The 12,782-nt window shown below is 54.9% G+C and carries 10 protein-coding genes and 2 tRNA genes; 6 read left to right on the forward strand and 6 right to left on the reverse strand.

Going from position 1 to position 12,782, the window contains the following annotated elements; genetic code table 11:
* Window positions 1-9 precede the first annotated feature (9 nt).
* Window positions 10-1,245 (forward strand): ion channel protein, encoded by a 1,236-nt coding sequence (locus tag ACSVHP_RS14965; protein WP_447552300.1) that lies wholly within the window; start codon window positions 10-12, stop codon window positions 1,243-1,245.
* Here ACSVHP_RS14965 and ipdC read toward each other — a convergent pair whose 3' ends face one another.
* Entirely contained in the window at window positions 1,246-2,901 is a 1,656-nt protein-coding gene (ipdC, locus tag ACSVHP_RS14970; protein WP_447552301.1) for an indolepyruvate decarboxylase, read from the reverse strand. It lies immediately after the preceding gene.
* Window positions 2,902-3,085: 184 nt separating this feature from the next.
* Between ipdC and mgrA the strand changes: the two genes are divergently transcribed.
* Window positions 3,086-4,084 (forward strand): L-glyceraldehyde 3-phosphate reductase, encoded by a 999-nt coding sequence (mgrA, locus tag ACSVHP_RS14975; RefSeq protein WP_417313378.1) that lies wholly within the window; start codon window positions 3,086-3,088, stop codon window positions 4,082-4,084.
* A 125-nt stretch (window positions 4,085-4,209) separates the two neighbouring features.
* Complete coding sequence (locus ACSVHP_RS14980) at window positions 4,210-4,569, forward strand: DUF2502 domain-containing protein (RefSeq protein WP_234675363.1); 360 nt, start codon at window positions 4,210-4,212, stop codon at window positions 4,567-4,569.
* 48 nt (window positions 4,570-4,617) lie between these two features.
* Here the strand turns inward: ACSVHP_RS14980 and ACSVHP_RS14985 are convergent, their stop codons facing one another.
* Window positions 4,618-5,856 carry an Nramp family divalent metal transporter gene (locus ACSVHP_RS14985; protein ID WP_417313376.1) on the reverse strand — a complete coding sequence of 413 codons (1,239 nt, stop codon included), beginning with the start codon at window positions 5,854-5,856 and terminating at the stop codon, window positions 4,618-4,620.
* 348 nt (window positions 5,857-6,204) lie between these two features.
* On the opposite strand from ACSVHP_RS14985, the gene ACSVHP_RS14990 reads away from it, so the two are divergent.
* Entirely contained in the window at window positions 6,205-7,392 is a 1,188-nt protein-coding gene (locus ACSVHP_RS14990; RefSeq protein WP_234675361.1) for a NupC/NupG family nucleoside CNT transporter, read from the forward strand.
* A gap of 44 nt (window positions 7,393-7,436) precedes the next feature.
* On the opposite strand, the gene ACSVHP_RS14995 is transcribed toward ACSVHP_RS14990, so the two are convergent.
* The 3 genes from ACSVHP_RS14995 to ACSVHP_RS15005 form a co-directional block, all read right to left on the reverse strand.
* Window positions 7,437-9,626, reverse strand: a complete 2,190-nt coding sequence (locus tag ACSVHP_RS14995) for an EAL domain-containing protein (RefSeq protein WP_447552302.1) — start codon at window positions 9,624-9,626, stop codon at window positions 7,437-7,439.
* A 213-nt stretch (window positions 9,627-9,839) separates the two neighbouring features.
* A tRNA-Ala gene (locus ACSVHP_RS15000) sits at window positions 9,840-9,915 on the reverse strand.
* A gap of 41 nt (window positions 9,916-9,956) precedes the next feature.
* Window positions 9,957-10,032 (reverse strand) — tRNA-Ala (locus ACSVHP_RS15005).
* A gap of 217 nt (window positions 10,033-10,249) precedes the next feature.
* Here ACSVHP_RS15005 and ACSVHP_RS15010 point away from each other — a divergent pair.
* The gene (locus ACSVHP_RS15010) at window positions 10,250-10,612 is read left to right on the forward strand and encodes a YfeC-like transcriptional regulator (RefSeq protein WP_234675359.1); all 363 of its coding nucleotides are present in this window, start codon (window positions 10,250-10,252) and stop codon (window positions 10,610-10,612) included.
* A gap of 1 nt (window position 10,613) precedes the next feature.
* The gene (locus tag ACSVHP_RS15015; protein ID WP_417313475.1) at window positions 10,614-11,009 is read left to right on the forward strand and encodes a YfeC-like transcriptional regulator; all 396 of its coding nucleotides are present in this window, start codon (window positions 10,614-10,616) and stop codon (window positions 11,007-11,009) included.
* A gap of 44 nt (window positions 11,010-11,053) precedes the next feature.
* Here ACSVHP_RS15015 and gltX read toward each other — a convergent pair whose 3' ends face one another.
* Entirely contained in the window at window positions 11,054-12,469 is a 1,416-nt protein-coding gene (gene gltX, locus ACSVHP_RS15020; protein WP_447552303.1) for a glutamate--tRNA ligase, read from the reverse strand.
* Window positions 12,470-12,782 lie beyond the last annotated feature (313 nt).

The following is a 12,782-nucleotide window of genomic DNA, read 5'->3' on the forward strand; positions in this document are numbered from 1 at the left end:
GAAATCATCATGCTCCATCCGCGAGCCAGAACCATGCTTTTGCTGGCCGTTCCAGCGCTCATCATTGGTATTGCCTCAAGCCTTGTCCTTATCGTCGTGATGAAGGTCGCGGCGGTGCTGCAAACGATGCTGTGGGGCGCGTTGCCGCAACAGCTGGGCGTCAGCATCGACTCTCCCGGATGGATAATCGGGATGCTGACGCTGACCGGCATCGCGGTGGGCCTGGTGGTGCGCTTTAGCCCCGGCCACGCGGGGCCTGACCCGGCGATGGAGCCGCTGATTGGCGCCCCGGTGAACCCGTCGGCGTTACCGGGGCTGATTATTGCCCTGATTATTGGTCTGGCGGGCGGCGTCAGCCTCGGGCCGGAGCATCCCATTATGGCGGTGAATATCGCGCTGGCAGTCTATCTTGGCTCGCGTGTTTTCCCCCGGGTCGGCGCGCTGGACTGGACCATCCTCGCCTCGGCAGGCACGATTGGCGCACTCTTTGGCACCCCCGTTGCCGCCGCGCTGATTTTCTCGCAGACCCTGAGCGGCAATAACGACGTCCCGCTCTGGGACAGGCTGTTTGCCCCACTGATGGCCGCCGCCGCCGGGGCGCTGACCACCAGCCTGTTTTTCCATCCCCACTTCTCGCTGCCCATTCCCCACTACGGGCAGATGCAAATCGCCGATATTTTCAGCGGTGCGATTGTGGTGGCCATCGCCATTGCCCTCGGGATGGTGGCGGTCTGGTGTCTTCCGCGCCTGCATCGCCTGATGCATCAGCTTAAGCATCCGGTGCTGATCCTCGGCGCGGGCGGTTTTATCCTCGGCATTCTCGGGGGCATCGGCGGGCCGGTTACGCTGTTTAAAGGGCTGGATGAGATGCAGCAGCTTGCTTTCAGCCAGGTGTTTACGGTGTCGGATTATCTTCTGTTTGCCCTGATTAAGCTGGCCGCGCTGGTGGTGGCATCTGCCTGTGGTTTTCGCGGCGGTCGTATCTTCCCGGCGGTGTTTATCGGCGTGGCGCTGGGGCTGATGCTGCACGAGCACGTGGATGCGGTTCCGGCCTCAATCACCGTTGCCTGTTCGATTCTGGGTTTAGTGCTGGTGGTGACGCGCGATGCGTGGCTGAGCCTGTTTATGGCGGCGGTAGTGGTGCCGGATACCACGCTGATCCCGCTGCTCTGTATCGTCATGTTGCCCGCCTGGCTTCTGCTGGCGGGCAAACCGATGCTGATGGCCTGGCGAAACGACAAATAGTCAGGCGCTGTTGCGCGCCTCCAGCGCTTTGGTAATGGCCCCGAGCAGCGGCGGGATATCCGCTTTGGGCAGCATCACTTCGATAAGCGAAAGTCGTTCGTGGTGCGCCACTTTCTCCAGCACGTCGGCCAGCTCGCTGGCCTCGCTCACCCGCCAGCACTCTGCCTGCGGATCCAGGCTCAGCGCCTGTGGGATCTGCGTCCAGTTCCACAGCGCGATATCGTTATAGCGCTGCTCCGGCCCGTGGATCGCCCGCTCCACCGTGTAGCCCTCGTTGTTCAGCACCAGAATAATCGGCCGCTGTTTATCCCGCAGCATCGACCCCAGCTCCTGAATGGTGAGCTGCGCCGCGCCGTCCCCGGTGAGCACAATCACCCGCCGCTGCGGACAGGCGGTTTGCGCCCCAAACGCCGCCGCCAGGGTGTAGCCAATCGACCCCCAGATAGGCTGAACGATAAAGTTCACGTCCGACGGTAAGCGCAGCGAGAAGGCCCCAAAGGCAGAGGTGCCCTGGTCGGCAAGAATGATATCTCCCGGGCGGATGAAGGTTTGCAGCGTACTCCAGAAGCTCTCCTGGGTAAGCTCGCCCTGCGCCACCTCCGGCGTAAAGGCGCGCGACTGAGCGGGCGCCGCTCCAGCATTACGCTGTTTGCACAGCTCCGCCAGCGTGTCTATCGCCTGGCCCATCGGAATGCCCGTAAACCAGACGTCCCCCACTCGCGAGGCGTGAGGCTGCACCTCGATGGTTTGCGCCGGGCTGAGCTGATGGGTAAACCCAGCGGTCAGGGTATCGGTAAAGCGCGTGCCGATGCAGAGCACCGTATCCGCCCCTTCGATCGCCTCTCTCACCGCGTCGTTGCTGGCGGAGCCGCCATAGGTGCCGTAAAAGCCCGGCTGGCGCTCATCGAAAATCCCCTTGCCCATCAGCATGGTGGCGTGGGCCATCGGCGTCTCTTTCACCCATTTCTGAACGGCCTGCTTTAACCCGTGGCGAAGCACCAGAAAATCCGCCAGCAGCGCGGTGCGTTGACCTTCAGCAAGACGTTTTTTCGCCGCCTCGCGGAAGGCCTCCAGGCAGCCGCGATCGGCGTGAGCGGGCTTCCCAGTGAGAGCGCTTACAGGCGGCGTGGCCGCTTTTTTTGCCACGTCGGCAGGCAACATCAGATAGCCGGGACGACGCTCGCGCAGCATGGTGGTCAGCACCCTGTCGATTTCATAGCAGGCGTTTTGCTCGGTCAGAACGGCCTGCGCCACGGTGACGGGCTCGCTCATACGGTAGAAATGGCGGAACTCCCCATCGCCCAGGGTGTGGTGAAGCAGTTCGCCTCGCTGCTGGGCGGCCATCGCCGGTGCGCCGACGATATGCAGCACCGGAACATACTCCGCGAAACTTCCCGCGATGCCGTTCATGGCGCTTAATTCCCCGACGCCAAATGTCGTCAGCAGCGCGGCAAAGCCTTTACAGCGGGCGTAGCCGTCTGCGGCATACGAGGCGTTCAGCTCGTTGGCACAGCCCACCCAACAGATGTCCGGGCTGTCTATGACGTGGTCGAGAAATTGCAGGTTATAGTCGCCAGGCACGCCAAACAGATGATCGGCACCACAATCTGTAAGGCGTTCAAGCAGGTAATCGGCGACGCAGTACGGGGTTCGCATAACAGGTGTCCTTCTGACGTTGACCTCACCTTGAGTATTAAAGAAGCGTGATAGCTGTCCAGAATTGTCAGAAAGAAGGCGCTGGAACGTATACTTTACAAAAAAGAGTGCGCTATTCTCCTTTTCGTCACGTTTGTGTAAACGTATACACCACGCTTTATTTTCCACGCCAGAGGTCACGAGAATGGGTTATCAGCCTGACGAAAATCGTTATCAGACAATGCAGTACCGCCGCTGCGGACAGAGCGGCCTTAAGTTGCCCGCCGTATCTCTTGGGCTTTGGCACAATTTCGGCGACACCACGCTGATTGAAAACAGCCGTCAACTTTTACAGCGCGCCTTTGATTTAGGCATTACCCACTTTGACCTTGCCAATAACTACGGCCCACCGCCGGGCTCCGCCGAGCGTAACTTTGGCCGCATTTTGCAGGAAGATTTTCTGCCGTGGCGCGACGAGCTGATTATCTCCACCAAAGCGGGCTACACCATGTGGGACGGCCCCTACGGAGACTGGGGTTCGCGAAAATATCTGATATCGAGCCTCGATCGGAGCCTGAAACGCATGGGGCTTGAGTATGTCGATATTTTCTATCACCACCGTCCTGACCCGGAAACGCCGCTTCTGGAAACCATGAAAGCGCTTGACCATATCGTGCGCCAGGGCAAAGCCCTGTACGTGGGGCTGTCAAATTACCCGGCAGAGCTGGCGCGTCAGGCGATTGGAATTCTCAACGATCTGGGTACGCCGTGCGTTATCCACCAGCCGAAGTATTCGATGTTTGAGCGCGCCCCGGAAGCGGGCCTGCTGGACGTGCTGGCGGAGAATGGCGTGGGATGTATTCCCTTCTCGCCGCTGGCGGGCGGACAGCTGACGAACCGCTATCTGAACGGCATTCCACAGGATTCACGGGCGGCCAGCGGGAGTAAGTTCCTCAATCCGGACCAGCTAACTGATGAAAAGCTGGCAAAAGTGCGCGAGCTGAACGCGCTGGCGGAGCAGCGCGGGCAGAAGCTGTCGCAAATGGCACTGGCCTGGGTGCTGCGCCACGACGCGGTCACCTCGGTGCTGATTGGCGCCAGCAAAACGGCGCAAATCGAGGACGCGGTCGGGATGCTCGATAACCGTCATTTCAGCGAGCAGGAGCTGGCAACCATCGATGCGATCCTGAACGGAACAAAATAACCGCACTTTTAGCAAAACGTGCTCTTATCATTCAATTCGGAGTTGAGGCGATTAAACGGATATTTACCAAACCGTAATATTGCGCTAACAGGCCGCACGCGGCCCCGATCGTGAAGGAGAAGAGTATGTTCAGGTCACTGATTCTTGCAGCGGTACTGCTGGCTTCAGCACCGCTGGTCGCCACAGCTGGCGAAATCACCCTGTTGCCATCAGTAAAATTACAAATTGGCGATCGCGACAATTACGGTAACTACTGGGACGGTGGCGGCTGGCGCGACCGTGACTACTGGCATCGTCATTATGAATGGCGTAAAGACCGCTGGTGGAGACATGATAACGGCCGCCATCGCGGCTGGGATAACCGTAAAGCCTACGAGCGCGGCTATCGCGAAGGCTGGAGCGACCGTGACGACCGTCGCGGCGGCTGGGGCCACGGCCCGGGTCGTGGACATGGCCACGGTCACGGCGGCGGACATCGCCACTAATCGACATCATGCATTAAAAAGGAGCCTTTTCGGGCTCCTTTCTTTTTTCTACAGTCCTAACGCCGTTCCGACCAGTAGCCACAGGTTGAGCGCCACCACGACTACCACAATGGCCCAGCCAGTCCGTTTCACCAGCGTGGTATTCACCAGATCGCCCATCAGCGACTTATCGCTAGTAAAGATCAGCAGCGGAACCAGCGCCAGCGCGATACCAAAGCTCAGCAGCACCTGGCTCATCACCAGAATACGGGTAGGATCGAGGCCCATCAGGATCACAATAAACGACGGCAGCATGGTGACGGCACGGCGCACCCACAGCGGGATATGAAAGCGCACAAACCCCTGCATTACCACCTGCCCGGCCAGGGTGCCAACCACCGTAGACGACAGACCGGCAGCCACAAGGCTCAGGCCAAAAATAGTCGCCGCCGCATGGCTTAACAGCGGCTCGAGCGTCAGATAGGCCTGATCGAGATCGGCCACGCCCGTATGCCCGTTAAAATGGAATGCCGCCGCCGCCGTCGCCATCATCGCCAGGTTTACAAAACCGGCAATGGTCATTGCAATCGCCACATCCCATTTCGTCGCCGAGTAGCGCTCTTCACGCGTGCCCCCGTGCAGATGCTGGGTTAATGAAGAGTGCAGATAAATGACGTGCGGCATAATGGTTGCGCCCAGCACCCCGGCGGCGAGGAACACCGCTTCGGAGGTCGGAAGCGACGGGATCACCATCCCTTTACCAAGCTCTACCAGACTCGGCTGGGAGAAAATCAGCTCAACAATGTAGGCCGCGGCCACGAACAGCAGCAGACCGCCGATCACCTTTTCGAGCGGCTTTTGACCGCGGCGCTGAAGCATAAGAATAAGGAAGGTCGCAATCCCGGTGAGCACCGCCCCCTGTAATAAGGACACGCCGAGAATGAGTTTGAAACCAATCGCCGCGCCAATGAACTCGGCGAGGTCGGTGGCCATCGCAATGATTTCGGCCTGGATCCAGTAAAACCACACCGCCGGACGCGGATAATGGTCGCGGATCTGCTCCGCCAGGTTTTTGCCCGTGGCGATACCCAGCTTAGCGGACAACATCTGGATCAGCATCGCCATCAGGTTTGCCCAGACAACCACCCACAGCAGCTTATAGCCGAAGCTGGCCCCGGCCTGAATGTTGGTCGCAAAGTTACCCGGATCGATGTAGCCAATGGCAGCAATGAACGCAGGTCCCATTAATGCGAACCGCAGCTTGCGCGCTGCCCTTCCACTGCTACCCTCTACGCGACTGTTTGTCATGTCTGCCTCTGAAATATAGCCTTTGCTATGTTTAATGCTATCAAAATGAGAATGATTATCAAGATCATTTAAAATGGTTGTATTGATTTCTCTGATAGCAAAGAACGATAGGTGGGCAGGTAAGCGTGTCGATCTCACAGAATGTGAAATCTCGCAGTCATTTGTGAAGCGTAGCACACAAACTTAACTTTTCACTCATTTACCTAACATAACAAAAATGTATTGTTGATCACTATTTTTGAGACTCGTCACAGGATGTGACTATAGTGTGGCTTTGATCTCGTTTTCTTTATCCTTGTTACATAGAATGTGCACGGAAATTAAACCTGCCTCAAATTTGGAGCAAATATGGACCGCGTCCTTCACTTTGTCCTGGCACTCGTTGTCGTTACTGCGCTTGCGTTGCTGGTCAGCCATGACCGCAAAAAGATCCGCATTCGCTATGTTGTTCAGCTTCTTGTTATTGAAGTTTTACTCGCGTGGTTCTTCCTGAACTCCAACGTGGGGCTTGGCTTCGTGAAAGGCTTCTCCGAAATGTTTGAAAAACTGCTCGGATTCGCCAACGAAGGCACCAACTTCGTGTTCGGTAAAATGAACGACGAAGGCCTGGCGTTCTTCTTCCTGAAAGTTCTGTGCCCAATCGTCTTCGTTTCTGCGCTGATTGGTATTCTGCAACACATCCGTATTCTGCCGATCGTCATTCGCGCCATCGGTACCGTGCTGTCGAAAGTTAACGGCATGGGCAAACTGGAATCCTTCAACGCCGTAAGCTCGCTGATCCTCGGTCAGTCTGAGAACTTTATCGCGTATAAAGATATTCTGGGCAAAATGTCCCGCAACCGCATGTACACCATGGCAGCGACGGCAATGTCTACCGTTTCCATGTCTATCGTGGGCGCGTACATGACCATGCTGGAACCGAAATACGTTGTCGCGGCTCTGGTTCTGAACATGTTCAGCACCTTTATCGTGCTGTCCCTGATCAACCCATACCGCGTGGAAGAAGGCGAAGAGAACCTGCAAATGGCGAATTTGCACGAGGGTCAGAGCTTCTTCGAAATGCTGGGTGAGTACATTCTGGCCGGTTTCAAGGTGGCGATTATCGTTGCGGCGATGCTGATCGGTTTCATCGCACTGATTTCCGCGCTGAACGCCCTGTTCGCTGCCGTGCTGGGTATCTCCTTCCAGGGTATCCTGGGCTACATCTTCTACCCGGTTGCCTGGGTGATGGGCGTGCCTTCAAGCGAAGCGTTGCAGGTTGGCAGTATCATGGCAACCAAACTGGTGTCTAACGAATTCGTGGCGATGATGGATCTTCAGAAAATTGCCGGCACGCTCTCTCCGCGGGCTGAAGGCATTATCTCTGTGTTCCTGGTCTCCTTCGCGAACTTCTCTTCTATCGGTATCATCGCAGGCGCGATTAAAGGCCTGAACGAAGAGCAAGGTAACGTGGTTTCTCGCTTCGGCCTGAAGCTGGTTTACGGCTCAACGCTGGTGAGCGTACTGTCTGCCTCTATCGCAGCGCTGGTACTCTAAGCCATACCGAAAAGAAAACCGGGAGCCCTAAGCTCCCGGTTTTTTTATGCCTGTAATTCCGCAAGCGGCGTCGGTTTTCCTAACAGATAGCCTTGCAGGTAATCCACACCAAAGCGCAGCAGCATCTCTCGCTGCTCGGGCGTTTCCACAAACTCCGCCACCACGCACAGGGACCTGGTCTTCGCCAGATTGCAGATGGACTGCACAATCATCGCATCCATGCTGTCGGTGCAGATATCCTTCACGAAGCAACCATCAATCTTGATGATATCGGCCTCCAGGCGCTTAAGGCGCTCATAGTTGGCATAGCCGGTACCAAAGTCATCAATAGCAATACGGAAACCGTCATCCCGCAGCTGCTGAATGTTGTTGATGCTGATTTCTGAATTCGAAAACGCCTGCTCTTCGGTGATTTCAATCACCACCGCCTCCGGGGAAACCCCGTACCGTTCAAACAGGTTCACCACTTCGGTGGCCACCTCTTTGTGCATCAGCGTCAGCGGCATCAGGTTGACGGAAAAACGGGTGTCATGGTGCGCCACGGGGTTGGCGTTGAGCCAGATAAGCAGATGCTCGAGCACGCTGATGTCGAAACGGTGGCTCAGGTTAAACTGCGCAATCAGCGGAATAAACCGGTCCGGGGTAATAATTTCCCCGTCGCTTTCCAGCCGCGTCAGGATCTCGTGATAGCCCTTGCCCTCGGCGTTTTGAATCGGCTGGGCATACAGACGGATACCGCCCGCCTCCAGCGCGCGCTTAATGCGCCCTAGCATCAGCACCCGGTCGGTGGTTTGCCCGGAAACGGTCTCCACGCTGTTGGTTAACGCCAGAACGTTATGCGTGGCGCAGGATTGCTCCGACAGCCAGCTGAGCTGCCCCAGCGTGTGATGCAGGTTTTCACCGTTCGCCACCTCGCCCCAGGAGGCGCCAAATTCGATATCCAGCCCGGTGTTGTTCCAGAAAATCTTGCGGCTATTCAGCCTGTCAATCATATGCTGCAACCGCTCGGCGGTTTCCGGGCCCAGCAGAACCAGCACCAGCTCGCTTCCCGGCAGCTGGAAGAGCTGCTCATCTTTTTGCAGGTACGGTTGCAGAGACGTCGTGATGGCGCGTTTGCAATGTACGCGCATCAGAATGCCGTAGTGACGGCTGAGGAACTCCAGATTATCCATCCGCAGGCAGCAGATTTTCGCGTCAGGATGAACCTCCAGAAACGCCTCCAGCGCGCGAATGTTTGGCAATCCCGTTAGCGGATCGGTTAACGCCCTCTCCTGCCAGCCTCGCTTCATCCATTCGCTACGACGATAAATGCGCGACATATACATTAAACAGATCGCGAACGAGATCAGCACCGACAGGATAAAGGAGAGCGAATAGCCCGATTCCACGCCGTTGAGGAAGTTATAGTTATAAGTCAACAGCACCAGCGCGGAGGCCGCCCACAGCAACGAGATAAGGGCGTAGCTCAACCGGCTAATACCGAGGGTAAAGAGAATAAAAATGACTGGCATTAAATAACCGGCGATTATATCCGACTCAAAAGGCGCGCATAAAATCGCGACGGTAAACACCAGAATCATAAGCCAAATTACTATATAAAGCGGTTGGTTACGGGTCAGTAATGGCTTAAGACTTTGCCGCCAGAATGCGTTGGCATAGCGGGGACTAATTATCATTCTTAATGGATAATAGAACATCATGGTAAATATAAGCGACGCACAAATCAGGCTTTGAATATCCACAATGTTATAAATTGCTGTCCCTTCACCGAAAAAGGTAGAAATGGTGACCGGAAAATCAAATAAATATCCGGCAAGATACATCGTCAATTTAATGCCTACCGGCACCATAAATCCGAGCCAGAAAATTCTGATACCAATATATTTGTTAGGCAAACAGTGACGCCAGCGCTTGCCCAGCATCAGGCGAACCAGGCCACAGACGGCGAACACGGAGAAGGTTTGACAGAACAACAGGACGAGATGCTGTAGCGGTGCTAAATTGATGTTGTATATATTGTTAACAATCAAACCGATCAGAATGGGAATAACGGCCCGTCGGCCAAATAATAAAACGATCGACAGCATGACGCTTAATGGCAACCATGCTAAATAAACATCATGTCCATTTACCATTGCGCGCGGAGAAATGTAGCGAGAAAGCGGAACGGCTACCAGACAAAGCAGTAACGCAATCATAAATATCTTTACATTATTGACATTTTTACTGTTCATTAAGGTAAATAAAGGAATATTCCATTCTTAACATTGACGGAGTGGATAGTATGTTTATTAATTGCGCGAAGCAAGTTTAAGTCTATTAATAGACCGCTTTATTGATTTGGATTGAGGCGAGGTATAAAAAAAAGCCATTATCGCAACAAAAAGCGTATGAGAATGTTACAAAGGCATAAAAAAACCCCCGTCTTTCGACGAGGGTTTAAATTTTGGTGGAGCTAAGCGGGATCGAACCGCTGACCTCTTGCATGCCATGCAAGCGCTCTCCCAGCTGAGCTATAGCCCCACATGTGACTTTACATACCGTACTCTGTTGGGTTCAGAGTTTGGTGGAGCTAAGCGGGATCGAACCGCTGACCTCCTGCATGCCATGCAGGCGCTCTCCCAGCTGAGCTATAGCCCCATCGTAAAGCTGTCATGTTGACGGGCGGCATAATATGAATTCCACCGCAGAGTGTCAACGGCAAAATGATCCCCGCCCTCTCAACCGCCGAAAAATCATGCAATTGAATCACTTTGCGAGCCGACTCGCAGTCAGGAGTTAAGCCTGTCACGTTTTCACGTTAAACAGTGCTATAAAATGAACCACTAATTAACCCTATTTTTATTCAGGAAATAGCATGATCAAGGAACGAATGACGCCTGAAGAGCTGGCCCTGCTCACCGGCTATAGCCGACAGACCATCAATAAATGGGTACGTAAAGAGGGTTGGATTACATCGCCAAAGCCAGGCGTTCAGGGGGGTAAAGCGCGCCTGGTACACGTTAACGAAAAGGTCAGAGAATTTATTCGCAGCGCGCGCCGGGCGTCAGATACCCCTGACCTGCCGGAGAGCGCATACCAGGACGGTTCGATCCACGCTTTACTTATGACGCTGGCGAATGAAATGACGCCGGATGAGCAAAAGCAGCTGACATCGCTGTTGCTGCGGGAAGGGATTACCGGATTGTTACAACGCTTAGGGATACGCGACCAGAACTGATATGAAAAGATTACGCAGTAAAATGACGACCGAGGAGCTGGCAGACAGTTTAGGCATCGCCAGACAAACCGTTAATCGCTGGGTGCGCCAGCAGGGATGGAAAACAGAAGGCATTAACGGCGTAAAAGGCGGACGAGCACGGTTGATTCACGTTGATGCCCGCGTGCGCGAGCACATTATGAGCATTCCGGCCATTCGTAACCGTCAGGCAATTTACCAGCTGGCAGAATCGCCCTCCCACTATGGCAGCCCGAGATCCTCTGGCCTGCTACCGCAAATTATCGATTCTCTGGAAAACTTAACCCTGATTGAGCAAGAGCGGCTTCACGTTCTGCTTGCACGAGAAGGGATCCACGGGTTTCTGAACCGCCTCGGCATTGCCGAATTACAGGCATAAAAAAACGGCAGGTCACCCTGCCGTTGTTCTTATCAGAAGCGCAATTACTGCTGGCTTTCACGTTCAGCGATAAAGCCCAGCGCCTTGTTGATACGCGCTACGCTGCGGGTTTTGCCGATCGCGTGAACGGTAACGTCCAGAGCCGGAGACTGACCCGCCCCTGTTACCGCAACGCGCAGCGGCATCCCGACTTTACCCATGCCCACTTCCAGCTCGTCGGCAGTCGCCTGAATCGCGTGGTGAACATTTTCAGCGGTCCATTCGGTAATGGCAGCCAGCTTGTCGCGCACCACTTCCAGCGGCTGACGCGCAACCGGACGCAGGTGTTTCTTGGCGGCGTCCGCATCAAATTCGTCGAACTCTTCATAGAAGTAACGGCAGCTTTCCGCGATCTCTTTCAGCGTCTTACAACGCTCGCCAAGCAGTTTCACCAGATCGGCCAGTTCCGGGCCGGTGCGGGTGTCGATATTTGCCTGCTCAATATGCCATTGCAGATAGGTCGCAACGTACTCTGGCTGCATGGTGTTGATATAGTGGTGGTTCAGCCACAGCAGCTTATCGGTGTTGAACGCGCTGGCGGATTTGCTGACCGCGCCCAGAGAGAACAGGTTGATCATCTCTTCGCGGCTGAAGATCTCCTGGTCACCGCTGGACCAGCCCAGACGCACCAGATAGTTCAGCAGCGCTTCAGGCAGGTAGCCATCATCACGATACTGCATGACGCTCACCGCACCGTGACGTTTAGACAGTTTTTTACCGTCGTCACCGTTGATCATCGACACGTGCGCGTAAACCGGCACTGGCGCATTCAGCGCTTTCAGGATGTTGATCTGGCGCGGGGTGTTGTTGATATGGTCTTCACCGCGGATAACGTGGGTAATTTCCATATCCCAGTCATCGACAACCACGCAGAAGTTATAGGTAGGAGAACCATCGGTACGACGGATAATCAGATCGTCCAGCTCCTGGTTGCTGAATTCGATCGGGCCACGGATCTGGTCATCAAAGATAACGGATCCTTCCTGCGGGTTCGCAAAACGCACCACGCACGGCTCGTCAGCGGCATGTTCGCTATGGTCGTGGCGGCAGCGGCCGTCGTAACGCGGTTTTTCACCGTTTGCCATCTGCTCTTCACGCAGCGCATCCAGACGTTCTTTCGAGCAATAGCATTTATATGCGGTGCCCGTGACCAGCATCTCGTCAATCACGGCGTTGTAGCGGTCAAAACGTTTGGTCTGGAAGTACGGGCCTTCATCCCACTCCAGGTTCAGCCAGTTCATACCATCCATAATGGCTTCGATTGCTTCCGGCGTAGAGCGCTCAAGATCGGTGTCTTCAATACGCAGCACGAACTCGCCCTTGTTATGGCGTGCAAAAAGCCAGGAATAGAGAGCAGTACGTGCACCACCGACGTGCAGATAGCCTGTCGGGCTAGGCGCGAAGCGAGTTTTGATTTTCATGAAATGGCCTTACGTTATAAAGATGCCGCTAATCGGCAAATCCTGGGGAAAAAACGATGGGCAATATTCTATCACTGTGGGGGGATTCCTCAATGTTGATCCCTGTCTCGGCATCGAGTTTGCTATTTTTGTTTAGAAATCATGCGCGATAGACCGTTTCGCGATCGTTTTGTTTAATTTTACGACGAACGAATAAAAACTTTAGAAAAGGCGTTGACTCATTTTCAACTCTCCCTATAATGCGACTCCACACAGCGGGGGTGATTAGCTCAGTTGGTAGAGCATCTCCTTTACACGGAGGGGGTCGGCGGTT

Source organism: Enterobacter sp. 186315, from assembly GCF_053290175.1.